Genomic DNA, 15,488 nt, shown 5'->3' on the forward strand with positions numbered 1-15,488 from the left:
GGATCCTGAACGCGCCACGATCATGCCGCGGCAACGCCGGCGTGCTTTCCCTTGACCGCCGGATGTTCCGGGCGCGTAAGGCCGAGATGCTCGCGCAGCGTGGCCCCCGTATATTCGCTGCGGAACAGCCCGCGCCGCCGCAGCTCGGGCAACACCAGTGCGATGAAATCGGTCAGCCCTCCGGGCAGAACCGGCGACATGACATTGAAGCCGTCGGCGCCGTAGTTGAGAAAGCGCTCTTCGAGCTGATCCACGATCTGTTCCGGCGTGCCAACCAGCTGCCAGTGACCGCGCGCGCCAGCCACCCGCTGGTAGAGCTGGCGGATGGTGAGGTTTTCGCGCCGGGCCAGGTCCAGCACCAGGCGCTGGCGGCTCTTGCTGGCATTGGTCGCCGGAAGCTCCGGAATGGGGCCGTCGAGCGGATAGCCGGACAGGTCGAAGCCGCCCGTCAGGCCGGCGACCAGCGCCAGGCCCACTACCGGGTCGATCAGCGATTGCAGTTGCTCGAACTTCTCCTTCGCCTCGCTCTCGCTGTGGCCGATCACCGGAAATACGCCGGGCAGGATCTTGAGGTCGTCCGGTGAACGGCCGTAGCGCGGCAGGCGGCCCTTCAGGTCGGCGTAGAACGCGACCGCCTCCTCCAGCGTCTGCTGGGCCGTGAATACCGCTTCGCCGCTGCGGGCCGCCAGCTCCTTGCCAGCCTCCGAGGAACCGGCCTGCACCACCACCGGATGTCCCTGGGGCGGGCGCGACACATTTAGCGGTCCCTGCACCGAGAAGTGCTCGCCCTTGTGCCGCAGCACATGGCGCTTGGCCGGATCGAAGTAGCGGCCGCTCGCCTTGTCGCGCAGGAAGGCGTCATCCTCCCAGCTGTCCCACAACCTGGTCACCACATCGGCGAATTCCTCTGCGCGCTGGTAGCGATCGGCGTGCGCGAAGTGCTCGTCCCGGTTGAAATTGCGGGCCTCGTGCTCGTTCGAGGTGGTGACCAGGTTCCAGCCGGCCCGGCCGCCCGAGATATGGTCGAGCGACGCGAACTTGCGCGCCACGTGGTAAGGCTCGTTGAAGCTGGTCGAAGCGGTGCCCACTAGCCCGATGCGCCCGGTGACGGCCGCCAGCGCCGACAACAAGGTGATCGGTTCGAACTGAGCCTGGTAGCTGTGCGCGGTGCGGCTGAGGAATTCGACATCATCGCCGCGCGTGCCCACGCCGTCGGCCAGGAAGACCAGGTCGAACTTGGCAGCCTCGGCGGCCTGCGCCAGAGCCACGTAGTGCCGAAAGTCGATACCGGCGTCGGCCTTTGCATCGGGATGTCGCCAGGCGGCGATATGGTGCCCGCTTGGATAGAGAAATGCGCCCAGGCTCATCAAACCTTCGCGTCTTGCCATGTCTGCCTCTCCTGTCCTCAGTCTGTCAATGTTCAGCCGCGTCCTCGCCGGTTGTGGCGGCCAGCCGACGGCGTGCGTCGCGGTTGTCGGGCGCATTCATGCCCTTCGTCCTGTTATGCCATGCGGTCCGACAGCGTCGTCCGCTGGGGCCAGGCTGACATCGTAGGGATCACCACCGGTCTTGCGAAACTAGATGTTCGTCTATCCATAGGCGGGCCGCCCGCATATCGATGGACGGAAGCGGGCGGGCCGGAACATGCGAAATTCGCAGTTCGACTTCGCGGTGCGATATGGCACGCTTTGCCTGCGCGCGGGCGGCCCTGCGGCAGCCACCTGCGACGTTGACACTTCCGATCGCCTGCCCATATTCCCAGGAGCTTCCATGTCTCAGCCACGCATTAGCGAACACGACATCCATCCACTCTTTCTCCAGCGCTGGTCCCCGCGAGCATTCAGCGGCGAAGCCATTGACGAGGCAACGCTGCTGCGCTTCTTCGAAGCCGCGCGCTGGGCACCGTCCGGCTACAACGCGCAGCCCTGGCGCTTTCTCTACGCACGGCGCGACACGCCGGAATGGCAGCCGGTCTTCGCAGCGTTGTCCGAATACAACCAGGGCTGGGCTACGCGCGCGTCCGCGCTGGTGGTGATTTTGTCGCGCAAGGTCTGGACGCCCCCGGGCAAGACGGAGCCGCAGGCCATCACCACGCATTCTTTTGACGCCGGCGCGGCCTGGGCCAACCTGGCCTTGCAGGTCACGCTATCGGGCTGGCACGCCCATGGCATCGGCGGTTTCGACAAGGGCGCGATGCGCTGGACGTGCCGCAGGACTATGCCATCGAGGCAGTGGTCGCCATCGGCAAGCAGGGCGACAAGGCGCAGCTCCCCGAGGCATTGCAGGCGCGCGAGCATCCCAACCAGCGCCACCCGCTCCACCAGTTGGTGAGGCAAGGCCGCTTCGCCTTCGAGACGGAGTGACTGCCGGGCGGCGGGGAGCGCGGGGGGGTGAATTTGCAACCTCTACGGGAACTCGACGGCGCGCTCACGCGAGGTCTGCTCCGCGTCGCCGCCGTCATCTCGGCATCGGTCTTTCGTTGCGCTGACCGCTGCGCCAACGCGCGACCACCCGGCTGGCACGCCGTATATCCATATCCGAAAGCCTTCTTTGTTCACCGCGGCGCCGGGCGATAGCATCGTCTCCTCATTGTTCTCATGACCAGACATGCCCGCGCTCCCGCTCCTTCGCATCGCCGCTACTGCGGCACTGTCCTGCCTTACTCTGAACGCCGCCTGGGCTGATGCCACGCTGGACCGCATCAAGCAACGCGGTAAAGTCTCCATCGGCGTGCTCGTCGGCGGCAGCCTGTTCGGCTCGATCGACCCCGCCACGCAGCAGCCCGTCGGCTGGAATCCCGATCTGGCGCGCGACCTGGCAAAGCGCCTGGGCGTGGAAGCCGAACTGGTTCCCGTGCAGCCTTCCAATCGCGTGCAGTTCCTGCAACAGGGCAAGGTTGACCTGCTGATTGCGTCGATGGAATACAACCCCGAGCGCGGCGAGTTGCTCGGCTATGCACCAACGCCGTTCTACCGCGTCGGTGGTACGGCAGCTGTGCTGAAGCGCAGCGGCATCGCCAAGTGGGAGGATCTGCGCGGCAAGACCGTCTGCGCCTCGCAGGGCAGCAGCTACGTCAAGCCTTTGCAGGAGCAGTACGGCGCGCAGGTGCGTGGCTTCAAGACGTCCGCTGAATCGTTGCTGGCACTGCGGGGCGGCCAGTGCGTCGCCGCGGTCCACGACGCGACGCTGATCCACCCGCTGGTTCGCAGCAACGCCGACTGGGCCGACTATGCCGCGCCAATCTCCACCGAGATCCTGCCTGCGCCATCGGTGGTCTGGACCCGCAAGGGCGAGACGGACGCCATCGCCGCGGTGGACAAGATCGTCCAAGAATGGCACCGCTCGGGTTGGCTGATCGCCACGGAAAAGCGCCTCGGCATCACACCGCCGCAGCCGCTGCTGCCCGAACTGCAAGCACGCTTCAAGAACGCGTCCTGAGCCGAGCTCCTGCACACCTGCGATGCGGCGGCATCCTGATATGAAAAAAGTCTTCCTGCTACTCCCCTTCCTCTGCACGGCGCTGGCTGTTTCCGGCCATGTGCACGCCGACGCCACGCTCGACAAGATCAAGCAGCGCGGCAAGCTCTCCGTCGGCATCGACGGCCCGAGCCCGCCGTTCGGCTTCCTTGATACCACGACCGGCAAGGCTGGCGGCTACCAGACCGAGCTTGCGGCAGACCTGGCGAAGCGTCTTGGCGTCGAACTCGAAACCGTGCCGGTCACAGCCGCCACACGCGTGCAGTTCCTGCAGGCGGGCAAGGTCGACCTCCTGGTCGCCAACATCCAGTGGACACAGGAGCGTAGTGAGATCCTGAGCTTCGCGCCAACGCCGTATGACCTTGTCGGCGGCGCGGCCGTCGTGTCGAAAGCGAGCGGCATCAAGCGCTGGGAAGACCTGCGCGGCAAGGTCGCCTGCGTCTCGCAGGGCAGTAACTTCGCACGCCCGCTGGCAGAGAACTACGGCGCCATCGTCAAGGGCTTGCGCGGCATTCCCGAATCGCTGCTGGCGCTTAAGGGCGGTACGTGCGCGGCATCGGTACATATCCAGCCCGCGCTTTACCACACGCTGAACGGGCCTAGTGCCGGCGAGTGGAAGGAGTTCACGCTTGCGACCGAGGACCAGCTGATTCCGTCGCCCACCGTCGTGTGGACGCGCCGCGGCGAGAAGGATACGCTCGCCTTCGTCGACAAGACCATCCGCGACTGGCACCGCTCTGGCCTGCTGCTGGCCACGGCGCGCAAGTACGGCGTACCAGAGGGCGCCTACATCAAGTCAGCCAATGCGCGAGCGCAACAGGGAAAGTTTGATGTCGCGCCCGGCGACTTCGCCGTCTTTTCCGAGAGCAGGAAGCCATGAGCGCGCGCCTGCTTCCATGGCTGGCGGCCCTGCTTGCCGTGACGGCCACCGCCGTCCACGCCGACGCGACCCTCGACAAGATCCGCCAGCGCGGCACGCTGGTTGTGGGCGTGATGCTGTCTGGCCCGCCATTCGGCACTATCGACCCGGCGACACGCAAGCATGTCGGCTACAACGTGCAGTTGTCCGAAGGCGTGGCGAAGGGGCTGGGCGTTGCGCTCGAGACGATACAGGTGCAGCCCTCGAACCGCGTGCAGTTCCTGCAGCAAGGCAAGGTCGACATCCTGATCGCCAACATGCAATGGACCCAGGAACGCAGCGAGATACTGTCCTTCGTGCCGACGCCGTTCGAGGAAGTCGGCGGCGCGGCGATCGCGCCGAAGGGCAGTGGCATCGCGAAGTGGGAAGACCTGAAGGGAAAGCCGGTGTGCGTTTCGCAGGGCAGCAACTTCACCCGACCGCTGGCCGAGCAATACGGCGCGCAAATCCGCGCGTTCCGTGGCCAGCCAGAATCGCTGCTGGCACTGCGCGGTGGCCAGTGCTCGGCCGCTGTCCATGTCAGCCCGACCTTGCGCGAGCTGGTGTCCGGCAATCCGGACTGGAACGACTATCAAATCGTCTCGCCCTCCGACCTGATTCCCTCCCCCTCTGTAATCTGGCTGCGCAAGGGTGAGACCGACACGCAAGCGGCAATCGACAAGATCGTGCGGAGCTGGCACCGCAGCGGCTGGCTGATCGATGTAGGCAAGCACAATGGCCTGCCGCCGACACCGCTGCTGTATCAGCTACACGAAAAGTTAAAAAAACTCCCGCCGGCCTGACCAGATGCCTTCCGAAGAGACACGTTTCCCCGCCGAGCGCCTGCGCGATCTGGGACGGGGCCTGCTGCAGGCCTGGGGCATGCCGGGCGACCTCGCCGGCGCAACCGCTGCACTGATCGTCGAAAGCGACCTGCTGGGCATCGAATCGCACGGCATATCGATGCTGCCGCAGTATGAAGCGATGTGGCGCCGTGGCCAGCTTCGCCTGGACGCGCGGCCACGGCTCGTGCGCGACGGCGTCGCGGCTGGGCTGTTCGATGCGGGCGCCGGCCTCGGCCACGCGGCGTCGGGGCAGGCGATGCAACTGGCGGTGGAGAAGGCGCGCACTGCCGGCATCGCGCTGGTCGGGGTACGCAACTCGCATCACTTTGGCGCAGCTGGCGTGTACGCGCGCATCGCCTCGCGCCAGGGCCTGCTTGGCCTGGTCACCAGTTCTGCGCAAGGCGTGCTGCTCGTGCCGACACGCGCGGCCGTGCCGGTGCTCGGCACCAATCCGATCGCGTTTGCCGCGCCGGTGCCCGAGGCGTCGCGCAACCACGACCTGGTGCTGGACATCGCGACGACGACGGCAGCCGCCAACCGCGTGAAGGTCAAGGCCCTGCGTGGTGAGCCGGTGCCGGTGGGGTGGGTCGTCGACAGCAAGGGCGAGCCCGTGACAGACCCGCAGGCGGCACGCACCCAGGTCTTCGATCATGCCGACGGAGGTCTCACGCCGCTTGGCGGCAGTGCCGAGGGCGCCAGCCATAAGGGGTATGGCCTGTCGCTGCTGGCGCAGGTGCTCGGCGGTACGCTCAACGGCGGCGCCTTCTCGCCGCTGCACCGTCGCAGCCACGGCACGAACGCGCCGGCCAATGTCGGCCACAGCTTCATCGCCATCGATCCGGGGTTCTTCGGCGACGCCAGCGACTTCGGGCGCGAGCTCGACGCCATTATCGACGTGCTGCATGCCACCCGTCCTGCCGACCCCGCGCAGCCCGTACTGGTGCCCGGCGACCCCGAGGCCGCGGCGCGCGCCGAACGGCTGCGTGCCGGCGTGGCGCTGCCGGCGGCACTGCTGCGCAAACTCGGCGAGCTGGCCGCGGGCGCCGGCGTGCCAGACCTGCTGCAACCGGACTGACCATGGAAGACTTGCTCTCAGCCCTGCGACACACGCTGGGCGATGCCCACGTACTGACCGCGCCGGGCGACACCGCCGCCTACCTGACCGACCGCCATGGCCGGCTGCACGGCCGCGCGCTGGCCGTCGTGCGACCGGCCGACACGGCGCAAGTGGCAGCCGTGGTGCGGCTGTGCCGGACCCATCGCACGCCGATCGTGCCGCAGGGCGGCAACACCGGGCTGATGGGCGGCGCCACGCCGGACACCAGCGGCCGCGCGGTGCTGTTGTCGCTGGGACGGCTGAGCCGCATCCGCGCCATCGACCCCGACAACGACACCATCACAGCCGAGGCCGGCGTCGTGCTGGCGCAGCTGCAGGACGCTGCACATGAGGCGGGGCGCTTGTTCCCGCTCAGCCTCGGCGCGGAGGGCAGCTGCACCATCGGCGGCAATCTGGGGACCAACGCTGGCGGCACGCAGGTACTGCGCTACGGCAATATGCGCGACCTGGCGCTTGGCCTGGAGGTGGTCACTACCGACGGCGAGATCTGGGACGGCCTGCGTGGCCTGCGCAAGGACAATACCGGCTACGCGCTCCGCGACCTGTTCATTGGCAGCGAAGGCACGCTCGGCATCATTACGGCGGCCACGCTGAAGCTTTATCCGCAGCCTGCGGTCCAATACTCGGCACTCCTCGCTTTCGAATGCATCCGCGATGCGATCGCTTTCCTGTCGCAGGCGCGCGCCGGCTTCGGCGCGGCGCTGACCGCGTTCGAGGTGATCTCCGACACCGCGCTGGGCCTTGTCACCAGGCACGTGCCCGAGCAGGCCGTCCCGCTTGCGCCCGGCCGCGCCTGGTATGCGCTGATCGAACTGTCGGACAGCGAGGGCGAGGCGCATGCGCGTGCGCGCTTCGAGGCGGTCGTCGGCCAGGCCATGGAAGACGGCCTGGTCGCCGATGCCGCCGTCGCCGAAAGCCTGGCGCAGAGCCAGGCCTTGTGGGCCCTGCGCGACCAGGCGCTGGGCGTGGCGCAGCAGCGCGACGGCGGCAACCTCAAGCACGACATCTCGCTGCCGATTTCGCGCATCCCCGACTTCCTCGCCGCCACCGCGGCGGCGCTGCAGCGGCATTTTCCCGGGGTGCGGCCGGTGGCCTTCGGCCACCTCGGCGACGGCAACCTGCACTACAACGTCTCGCACGCGCCCGATTCCACGCCGGCAGCGCTGTTCGCCACCGAGGCTGCCATCAATGAACTGGTCCACGACAGTGTCCATGCGCATGGCGGCTCGATCAGCGCCGAACACGGCATCGGGCAGCGCAAGCGCGGGGCACTGCAGCGCTACAAGAGCCCGGTCGAGCTCGCGCTGATGCGGCGCCTGAAGCAGGCCTTCGATCCGCTCGGCCTGCTCAACCCCGGCAAGGTGCTGCCGGACTCCCCTACCGAGATTTCTCCATGAGCATTTCCCTGTCACAGCGCGCCCGCCGGGTGCGCCTCTCGCCGATCGCCGCCGCTGGGCAGCGTGCCACCGCCCTGGCCGGCCAGGGCCGCGACATCCTGGCCCTCACCGCGGGCGAGCCCGAGTTCGATACGCCCGATGCAATCAAACGGGCCGCCATCGCCGCGCTCGCGCGCGGCGAGACGAAATACACGCCCACCGCGGGCACGGTCGCACTGCGCCGGGCAATCGCTGCCAGGTACCAACGCGACCACGGGCTCGCGGTCACACCTGCCGACGTCTGCGTCGCCAACGGCGGCAAGCAGGTCATCTTCGAGGCGTTCTCGGCCACGCTCGACAGCGGCGACGAGGTCCTGCTGCCGGCGCCATACTGGCCTTCCTTTCCGGACATCGTTCGCGTCAATGACGGCACCCCGGTGGTCCTGCCCTGCGACGAGCGCAGCGGCTTCAAGATTGACGCCGCCCGGCTGGAAGCCGCAATTACACCGCGCTCGCGCTGGCTGGTGCTGAACACCCCGGCCAACCCGACCGGCGCGGTCTACAGTGCAGACGAACTTGCGGCCCTCGCCGAGGTTCTACGCCGCCACCCGCACGTGCTCGTGTTGGTCGATGAAATCTACGAGCAGATCCGCTTTGGCGCTGCACCACCGCACTGGCTGAACGTGGCGCCGGACCTGCGCGCGCGCACACTGCTGGTCAATGGCGCATCGAAGACCTACGCTATGACCGGCTGGCGCATCGGCTGGGGCATCGCCCCTGTGGAACTGGTGCAGGCAATGACGGCAATCCAGTCGCAGGTATCTTCGGGCGCCAGCGCGATCGGCCAGGCCGCCGTGGCGGCGGCGCTCGATGCAGCCGACCAGACGTTCGTGCAGCACGCGCGGGAAGCCTACGCGCGCCGCGCCGAACTCGTGACCAGGACCATCCCGTCGATTCCGGGCCTGCGACTGCTGCCACCGCAGGGTGCATTCTTCGCCTACGTCAACTGCGGCGGCCTGATTGGACGCCTGCGGCCAGACGGGCGGCCCGTTGAAAGCGACGCCGATGTGGTCGACTGGCTGCTGGAGGCCGAAGGCGTGGCTGTCGTCGACGGTGCTGCCTATGGCCTGTCGCCCTACTTCCGGCTCTCCTTTGCCGTGGCCGACACGGTGCTGGAGGACGCGCTGCAGCGCATCGCGCGTGCGGTTGCCGCGCTGCAACCGGCAAAGCTGGGGGTGGTGGCATGAGCGATCTCCTGACCCCCGTTGTCGCGGCGCTCAAGCCGCTGGGCCTGAACTATGCCTTCGTACTCGACGCCGGCGAACGTGCGGCGTTCCTGAGTGGTCTGGTTGTGACGCTGAAGCTCTGCCTGCTGACCATCCCCTGCAGCCTCGCCGCCGGTATCGTGCTGGCGGCAATGCTCACCTCGGGCCGGCGCGTGCTCGCCGCGCCGGCCCGCGCCTTCATCGAGCTCACGCGCAACACACCAACTCTCGTGCAGCTCTACTGCGCATTTCTGGTGCTGAACATGCTGATCACCCAGCAGCTCGCCAGCCGCGGCACCGGCAATCCGCTGACGCCCTTCGTCTGGGTCGTGATCGTGGTCTCGCTGCACAAGGCGGTGTTCCATGCCGAGGCACTGCGCGCCGGTATCGAAGCAGTGCCCCGCATCACGCTGGAAGCGGCGCGCTCGCTGGCCTTCTCGCGGCGCCAGTTGCTGCTCCAGGTCGAACTGCCGCTCGCGGTGCGCTTCGCGTTGCCGGCGCTTGTCAACAACGTGGTGGACCTGGTCAAGATGACCGCAGTGGCCTCGGCCATCGCGGTCGGTGACGTAACCTATGAATCCATCATGATCTGGACGCAGCGCGACAACGTACTGGAGCTGTTGTTGCTGATCCTGGCCTGGTTCGGCCTGCTGACCTGGCTGGTCGGCCGTGCCGGTCGCTGGCTGGAAAATCACCTGCGGATGCCAGGCTATGGCCAGTGACTCGATTCTTCCGGCCGCCATCGGCCACACCCCGCCCCTGGCGCGCGCGCTGCGCGATCCGTGGGTGCTCGCCCTCGCCGCGGTGGCGGCACTGCTGCTGTTCTGGAGCGCCACGGGCAGCACCCCGGCCGCGGTGCGCAGCCTCTGGACCTGGACCCCTGCGCTGCTGCGCGGGCTCTTGGCCAACATCGAGATCAGCGTGCTGGCGATGGCGCTCGGCACCGTGGTCGGCCTGGTGATCGGCGCGCTGTCATTGTCGTCGCATGTGGCGCTGCGCGTCTTCACGCGCACCTGGGTGCAGGCGTTCCGCAACGCGCCGGTGCTGGTACTGGTCTATTTCACCACCTATGTGTTCCCGTTTGAACTGCACCTGGCGCACTGGACCTTTCCGTTCCCGGACTGGGTCAAGGTCGTGCTGGGCCTGGCGCTGCCGGCAAGCGCCAACGTCGCCGAGATCTTCCGCGGCGCGATCCAGTCGATTCCGAGCGCGCAATGGGAGGCGGCACAGTCGCTCGCCTTGCGCCGCCGCCAGATCTTCCGCCTGATCGTGCTGCCACAGTGCCTGCGGCGCATGCTGCCGCCGTGGATGAACCTGTACGCCAGCATCACGATGAGCACGTCGCTCGCGTCGCTGGTCGGCGTCCATGACGTGGTCGACACCGCGCAGGTTGCCAGCAACACGGTGGCGCGTACTGACTTCACCATCCTCGTCTACTTCACGCTGCTGGCCCTGTTTTTCGCCTACTGCTACCCGATTGCGCGCGCTACCCGCGCGCTGGAACGCCGCCATGAACGCCACTGAGTCCTTTCTGCGCCGGGACACCGGCAGCACTGTCACATCGCCGCTGGTGCAGCTGCGCGACGTCCACCTGAGCTTCGGCGCCAATGCGGTGCTCAACGGCATCGACGTCGCCGTGCGTCGCGGCGAGGCCGTCACCATCATCGGCCCGTCGGGTTCGGGCAAGAGCACGATCCTGCGCTGCATCACCGGGCTGCTGCGCCCGCAGCGCGGGCAGATCCGCGTGGGCGACACCGCCGTCGAGACCTTGCACGGCGAGGACGCGCTCATAGCGCTGCGTAAGCGCGTGGGTTTTGTGTTCCAGCAGTACAACCTGTTCCCGCACCTGACGGTGCTGCAGAACCTGGTGCTCGCACCGACCCGTGTGATTGGCCGCGCGCGCGGCGAGGCCGAGCGCGAGGCACATGCGCTGCTGGCAAAGGTACGGCTGTCGGAAAAAGCCAATTCCTACCCGGGCGAGCTGTCCGGCGGCCAGCAACAGCGCGTCGCGATCGCGCGCGCGCTGGCGATGCAGCCGGAGCTGATCCTGTTCGACGAGGTGACCTCGGCGCTCGATCCCGAGACCGTCGGCGAAGTGCTGACCGTTATCCGCGATCTGGTCGAGGACGGCATGACCTGCGTATTGGTGACGCACGAGATGCGCTTCGCGGCCGAGATCAGCGACCAGATCTACTTTACCGAGGCCGGCCGCATCGTCGAGCACGGTCCGCCCGCCCAGATATTCGGCAAGCCGCAGCATGAACGCACGCGCGCGTTCCTGCGCCGCGCGCTGGGTGCGATCCCGCGCCTGCCGGCCGAATTCGATGCCGCGTTCGCGCCGGCGCCTTCCCTCTTCCCTGCTGACGGAGTCTCCGCACCATGAGCCATTCATCTCCCGCCGAACGCCAGGCGGCCCGCCGTCAGGCAGTGGCCGACGCACTGACCGACATCCGCCGCCTGGCCGCAGGCCAGCCCGACCGCGCCGCGCTCGACGCAGTGGCCGCGCGCCTGCAGGCGCTGGCGGCACAGCGTGAACTGTTCACCCGCGAGGACTTCCCGCCCCCTGCGGATACGGCCAGCGGCGCATCGACGCGCTACCGGCTGAATCCCGATGATGGCGACGACGCGGCTGCGCTGTACCTGAACTCGATCAATCCGGGCAAGACGACCATCCCTCACAACCACGATACCTGGGCCGCGATCGTCGCGGTGGAAGGCCGCGAGTTCAACCGCGTCTACCGCCGCACCGACGACCGCAGCGACCCGACATTCGCGCAGCTCGAAGTCGCGCGCGAACTGACGGTCGAGCCGGGCACGCCGATCGCCTTCCTGCCAGACGACATCCACAGCATCCACGTGGTCGGCGACGCGCCGACGCTGCATTTCCATTGCTATGGCCGACCGCTCGAGACGCTGACAGGCCGCTACGGCGTGCACCCGGAGACCGGCGAGATCGTCAACTACAACGCCACGCAGATGCAACCGAGCAAGGTGGCGGCATGAGCGGCGCCGGCAGACATACGCAGCTGCTGCACGCGGGGGCGCCGGCGCTGCGCGACGGCGCGGGACCGGTCAACGTACCGGTGGTAAGGACCAGCACGGTACGCTTCGCCAGCCAGCAGGCACTGGAGTCGCGCCAGCACCGCCGCGCCGCCGGCGAGCGGGTCGCCTCCTACGGCCGCCACGGGCTGGATACGCACGAGGCGCTGGAAGACGCGCTGACCACGCTCGAAGGCGGCCATCGCGCATTCCTGGCGCCGTCGGGGCTGTCGGCGATCACGCTGGTGCTGCTGACGCTGCTTGGCCCCGGCGACCATGCGCTGGTGTCCGACAGCGTCTATGCCCCTGTGCGGCGCGTCGACAAGACGCTGCTGCGGCGGCTGGGCGTCACCGTGGAATATTTTTCACCGGCACATGACGACGTCGCCGCGCTGATCCGGCCCGAGACCAAGCTCGTCTACCTGGAATCGCCAAGCTCATTGTTGTTCGAGGTGCTCGACCTGCCAAAGCTGGCGGCGGTGGCGCGCGAACGCGGCGTGCCGGTGGCCGTGGACAATACATGGAGCGGCGGCTGGTTCCTGCAGCCCCTGCGCCTTGGCGCCAATATCTCGATCCAGGCGGCGACCAAATATATTGCCGGGCATTCCGACGTGATGCAGGGCGCGGTGGTCGTGGACAGCCCCGCGCTGGCGGAGCGCATCGCCGCCACGCATGAGGCCCTGGGCCTCGCCATTGGCGCCGACGACGCCTACTTGTCGCTGCGCGGCCTGCGCACGCTGCCACTGCGTCTGGCCCAGCACCAACGCAATGCCACCGAGGTCGCGCAATGGCTGAAGCGCCACGCGCAGGTGGGCCGCGTGTTCTACCCCGCGCTGCCGGACGACCCCGGCCACGCGCTGTGGCAGCGCGACTTCAGCGGTGCCAGCGGTCTGGTGTCGTTCGCGTTGCGCGACGCGGGCGCCAATGCTGCCAGCGCCTTTGTCGACGCACTGAAGTGGTTCTCGATCGGCGCCTCCTGGGGAGGATATGAAAGCCTCGCGCTGGTCGCCCCGCCGGAGCGGCTGCGCGAGCATCGGGCTTGGCAAGGCAATGCACCGGTGGTGCGGCTGCACGTCGGGCTTGAAGACACACAGGACCTGCTGGCCGATCTCGACCAGGCCTTTCACCGAACCCTCACCTGACATGAGCGATCCCGATCAACTCGCCCGCGAAGCGCTGCGCCTGCTCGGGCCTGCGCCCGAGAACTGGGTGCCGGCGCGCGACGGCTTCGACCACAACGTGCTGATCGTCGGCGGAGGCCAGGGCGGCAGCGCCTTTGCGTATGCGCTGCGCCGCGCCGGCATCGGTGGCGTCTCCATCATCGATGCCGCGCCAGACGCCGCGCAGGCGGGCGTCTGGCTGACGCGGGCGCGCATGCATAAGCTGCGCACCGTCAAGAACCTGGTTGGCCCAGAACTGGGCAACACCGCGCTGGGCTTTCAGGCCTGGTACGAGGCCCGCCACGGCAGAGAGGCTTACGCCGCGCTGGACCGAATCCCGCGCACCGACTGGGCGGCCTATCTCGACTGGTTCCGCCGCTTCCTCGAGATCGAGGTCCGCTACGGTACTCAGCTCACGGAGATCGCGCCGCACGAAGGGGCTGCTGTCCCGGGGCTGGCGGTGCAGCTCGTCGTGAACGGTCAGGCGCGCACGGAAACAACGCGCAAGCTCATCCTCGCCAACGGCGTGGCCGGCAACGGCGCACCGGTGCTACCCGCCTGCCTGCGCGCGGCGGTTGCGGCAGGCCTGGCGGCACACACCGCCGATGCAATCGACTTCGCGGCGCTGGCGGGCAAGACCGTCGCCGTGATCGGCGCGGCCGCCTCGGCCTTCGACGCGGCCGCGGTCGCACTCGAAGCCGGCGCCGCAGCCGTGCACCTGTTCGCGCGCCGCGACCACATCGCCGCGCGCGCGGTCGCCAAGCCGCGCGGCTACGCCGGCTTCTACGATCACTTCCCGCGGCTGCCCGATGCGCATCGCTGGCATCACGCCGTGCGCTACCGGCGCGCGGGCTCGACGCCACCGCCGGATGCGGTCAGGCGCGTGCTGGCCCATGACAACTTCCACCTCCACCTGGCGTCACCATGGGAAACCGCCCGCGTGGCAGATGGCCGCGTGGTGGCGGACGTCAATGGCCGTGACTTCGCCTTCGAGTTCGTGATCGCCGGGACCGGCTACAGCATCGATCCGGCGCACCGCCCCGCACTGGCGCGCATCGCGCCGCTGGTGGCGCGCTGGCGCGATCGCTACACCCCGCCCGCCGGCGAGCGCGACGACGCGCTGGGGGCATCGCCCTATCTCGGCGACGGCCTGCAGTACAACGAGAAGATCCCGGGCACCGCCCCGTGGCTGGGCGCGATCCACGTCTACAACCCGGCAGGCTATGCGACCGTCGGCGTGCCGCTGGGCGATGTGCCGAGCATGCGGCGCGATATCCCGGCCGCGGTGCGCCGCATCAGCGAGGACCTGTTTCTGGCCGACCTCGACCTGCATGAGGCCCGGGCACGCGTCGACGTGGAGCCGGACTTCGGTCCCGAGCGGTATGCGGGAGCGGTCTGGCGCGGGTGAGTACGGTGCGGTCGGGGCATGCCAACAGTGCTTGCCCCGCCCGCTACGCGCTACGGCTTGCCGGCATATTGCTGCTGCAACTGCACCAGCAGCGGCGAGCGCGGCACCAGGTCGAGGCGGGCCTCCAGCCCGATCAGCCAGCCGGAGCCGTGCAGGCGCTGCAGCACACGATCCACCGCCGCGACCGTGTCCTTCTCGCCCTTGCGTACCCATGCCACCTGGGGCGCCGGATCAACCTCCTCAGGCAGCACGGCGTAGTCGCGCCACTGCGGATCTTTGGCGACGAGCTGGTTCAGTGTCAGGCTCTCATGGACCGCGGCCACGCACGACGCGCCACCGCGCAGCGCGAGCAGGGATTCCGCCATGCCCTTGAAGCCCTTGAGCTCGGCGCCGTAGGTGGCTGCCAGCGGCTTGGCATAGCTGCTGCCCTGCGACAGGCACACCGATTTGCCGCGCAGGTCTTCCCAGCGGCGAATACCGCTGCTCTTCAGGAAGATCGCGGTGCCGCCGTTGCGGTAGTAGGGGGTCGGCACATGGTCCAGCAGCGTGGTGCGCTCCGGCGTCAGCAGCATGCTGGCAACCAGCAGGTCAACCTTGCCCTGCTGGAGGAACTGCACGCGGTTGGTCGGCAGCACCGGCACCAGTTGGGCCTGTACCGACAGCTCGCTGGCGATCTTGCGCGCGAGTTCGGGGTTGAAGCCGACCGGCTTGCCGGTACCCGGATCGATGGAGCCAAACGCGCTGTTGCCATTGACGATCACGCCGATGGTGATCTTGCCGCGCTCCCGGATGCGATCGAGGGTGGCGTCTGCCTTAGCAGCCGGTATCGCGCCGCAGAGTGCGAGCGGCAGCATGGCGAGCGCCATGCGGCGCCCGGATCGGGAAGTCTCTTTCATCAGGAAG

At 68.2% G+C, this 15,488-nt stretch carries 14 protein-coding genes and 1 pseudogene; 13 read left to right on the forward strand and 2 right to left on the reverse strand.

Annotated features, from left to right (window positions below):
* Positions 1-20: 20 nt before the first annotated feature.
* Complete coding sequence (locus ACAD63_RS33160; protein ID WP_434034951.1) at positions 21-1,388, reverse strand: LLM class flavin-dependent oxidoreductase; 1,368 nt, start codon at positions 1,386-1,388, stop codon at positions 21-23.
* Positions 1,389-1,770: 382 nt separating this feature from the next.
* Between ACAD63_RS33160 and ACAD63_RS33165 the strand changes: the two are divergent.
* From ACAD63_RS33165 to ACAD63_RS33225, 13 genes and pseudogenes are all read left to right on the forward strand, one after another.
* Positions 1,771-2,363 (forward strand): annotated as a pseudogene (locus ACAD63_RS33165) (nitroreductase family protein).
* 244 nt (positions 2,364-2,607) lie between these two features.
* Positions 2,608-3,438, forward strand: a complete 831-nt coding sequence (locus tag ACAD63_RS33170) for a transporter substrate-binding domain-containing protein (protein ID WP_434034952.1) — start codon at positions 2,608-2,610, stop codon at positions 3,436-3,438.
* Positions 3,439-3,460: 22 nt separating this feature from the next.
* Positions 3,461-4,357 carry a transporter substrate-binding domain-containing protein gene (locus tag ACAD63_RS33175; RefSeq protein ID WP_434034953.1) on the forward strand — a complete coding sequence of 299 codons (897 nt, stop codon included), beginning with the start codon at positions 3,461-3,463 and terminating at the stop codon, positions 4,355-4,357.
* The gene (locus ACAD63_RS33180; RefSeq protein WP_434034954.1) at positions 4,354-5,178 is read left to right on the forward strand and encodes a transporter substrate-binding domain-containing protein; all 825 of its coding nucleotides are present in this window, start codon (positions 4,354-4,356) and stop codon (positions 5,176-5,178) included. The genes ACAD63_RS33175 and ACAD63_RS33180 overlap by 4 nt, the downstream gene beginning before the upstream one ends.
* A gap of 4 nt (positions 5,179-5,182) precedes the next feature.
* On the forward strand, positions 5,183-6,295 hold the full coding sequence (locus ACAD63_RS33185) for an Ldh family oxidoreductase (RefSeq protein ID WP_434034955.1): 1,113 nt from the start codon (positions 5,183-5,185) through the stop codon (positions 6,293-6,295).
* A gap of 2 nt (positions 6,296-6,297) precedes the next feature.
* Positions 6,298-7,734 carry an FAD-binding oxidoreductase gene (locus tag ACAD63_RS33190; RefSeq protein WP_434034956.1) on the forward strand — a complete coding sequence of 479 codons (1,437 nt, stop codon included), beginning with the start codon at positions 6,298-6,300 and terminating at the stop codon, positions 7,732-7,734.
* Positions 7,731-8,960: an aminotransferase class I/II-fold pyridoxal phosphate-dependent enzyme gene (locus tag ACAD63_RS33195; protein WP_434034957.1), complete on the forward strand. Its 1,230-nt coding sequence runs from the start codon at positions 7,731-7,733 to the stop codon at positions 8,958-8,960. The genes ACAD63_RS33190 and ACAD63_RS33195 overlap by 4 nt, the downstream gene beginning before the upstream one ends.
* The gene (locus ACAD63_RS33200) at positions 8,957-9,700 is read left to right on the forward strand and encodes an amino acid ABC transporter permease (protein WP_434034958.1); all 744 of its coding nucleotides are present in this window, start codon (positions 8,957-8,959) and stop codon (positions 9,698-9,700) included. Before ACAD63_RS33195 ends, ACAD63_RS33200 begins: the two co-directional genes overlap by 4 nt.
* Positions 9,690-10,502, forward strand: coding sequence for an amino acid ABC transporter permease (locus tag ACAD63_RS33205; protein ID WP_434034959.1), 813 nt, complete (start codon positions 9,690-9,692; stop codon positions 10,500-10,502). The genes ACAD63_RS33200 and ACAD63_RS33205 overlap by 11 nt, the downstream gene beginning before the upstream one ends.
* Positions 10,489-11,361, forward strand: coding sequence for an amino acid ABC transporter ATP-binding protein (locus tag ACAD63_RS33210; protein ID WP_434034960.1), 873 nt, complete (start codon positions 10,489-10,491; stop codon positions 11,359-11,361). The genes ACAD63_RS33205 and ACAD63_RS33210 overlap by 14 nt, the downstream gene beginning before the upstream one ends.
* Complete coding sequence (locus ACAD63_RS33215) at positions 11,358-11,981, forward strand: cysteine dioxygenase (RefSeq protein WP_434034961.1); 624 nt, start codon at positions 11,358-11,360, stop codon at positions 11,979-11,981. Before ACAD63_RS33210 ends, ACAD63_RS33215 begins: the two co-directional genes overlap by 4 nt.
* Entirely contained in the window at positions 11,978-13,159 is a 1,182-nt protein-coding gene (metC, locus tag ACAD63_RS33220) for a cystathionine beta-lyase (protein ID WP_434034962.1), read from the forward strand. Before ACAD63_RS33215 ends, metC begins: the two co-directional genes overlap by 4 nt.
* Before the next feature lies 1 nt (position 13,160).
* On the forward strand, positions 13,161-14,585 hold the full coding sequence (locus tag ACAD63_RS33225) for a SidA/IucD/PvdA family monooxygenase (RefSeq protein ID WP_434034963.1): 1,425 nt from the start codon (positions 13,161-13,163) through the stop codon (positions 14,583-14,585).
* Between the two features lie 50 nt (positions 14,586-14,635).
* Here ACAD63_RS33225 and ACAD63_RS33230 read toward each other — a convergent pair whose 3' ends face one another.
* On the reverse strand, positions 14,636-15,481 hold the full coding sequence (locus ACAD63_RS33230) for a transporter substrate-binding domain-containing protein (RefSeq protein ID WP_434034964.1): 846 nt from the start codon (positions 15,479-15,481) through the stop codon (positions 14,636-14,638).
* Positions 15,482-15,488 lie beyond the last annotated feature (7 nt).

This window comes from Cupriavidus sp. a3, assembly GCF_051015765.1.
Classification (GTDB): Bacteria; Pseudomonadota; Gammaproteobacteria; order Burkholderiales; family Burkholderiaceae; genus Cupriavidus; species Cupriavidus oxalaticus_A.

Bases quoted from the DNA above. Each gene is read 5' to 3' on its own strand.
- ACAD63_RS33160 (WP_434034951.1), bottom strand. From the start codon at position 1,388: ATGGCAAGACGCGAAGGTTTGATGAGCCTGGGCGCATTTCTCTATCCA.
- ACAD63_RS33170 (WP_434034952.1), top strand. From the start codon at position 2,608: ATGCCCGCGCTCCCGCTCCTTCGCATCGCCGCTACTGCGGCACTGTCC.
- ACAD63_RS33175 (WP_434034953.1), top strand. From the start codon at position 3,461: ATGCGGCGGCATCCTGATATGAAAAAAGTCTTCCTGCTACTCCCCTTC.
- ACAD63_RS33180 (WP_434034954.1), top strand. From the start codon at position 4,354: ATGAGCGCGCGCCTGCTTCCATGGCTGGCGGCCCTGCTTGCCGTGACG.
- ACAD63_RS33185 (WP_434034955.1), top strand. From the start codon at position 5,183: ATGCCTTCCGAAGAGACACGTTTCCCCGCCGAGCGCCTGCGCGATCTG.
- ACAD63_RS33190 (WP_434034956.1), top strand. From the start codon at position 6,298: ATGGAAGACTTGCTCTCAGCCCTGCGACACACGCTGGGCGATGCCCAC.
- ACAD63_RS33195 (WP_434034957.1), top strand. From the start codon at position 7,731: ATGAGCATTTCCCTGTCACAGCGCGCCCGCCGGGTGCGCCTCTCGCCG.
- ACAD63_RS33200 (WP_434034958.1), top strand. From the start codon at position 8,957: ATGAGCGATCTCCTGACCCCCGTTGTCGCGGCGCTCAAGCCGCTGGGC.
- ACAD63_RS33205 (WP_434034959.1), top strand. From the start codon at position 9,690: ATGGCCAGTGACTCGATTCTTCCGGCCGCCATCGGCCACACCCCGCCC.
- ACAD63_RS33210 (WP_434034960.1), top strand. From the start codon at position 10,489: ATGAACGCCACTGAGTCCTTTCTGCGCCGGGACACCGGCAGCACTGTC.
- ACAD63_RS33215 (WP_434034961.1), top strand. From the start codon at position 11,358: ATGAGCCATTCATCTCCCGCCGAACGCCAGGCGGCCCGCCGTCAGGCA.
- metC (WP_434034962.1), top strand. From the start codon at position 11,978: ATGAGCGGCGCCGGCAGACATACGCAGCTGCTGCACGCGGGGGCGCCG.
- ACAD63_RS33225 (WP_434034963.1), top strand. From the start codon at position 13,161: ATGAGCGATCCCGATCAACTCGCCCGCGAAGCGCTGCGCCTGCTCGGG.
- ACAD63_RS33230 (WP_434034964.1), bottom strand. From the start codon at position 15,481: ATGAAAGAGACTTCCCGATCCGGGCGCCGCATGGCGCTCGCCATGCTG.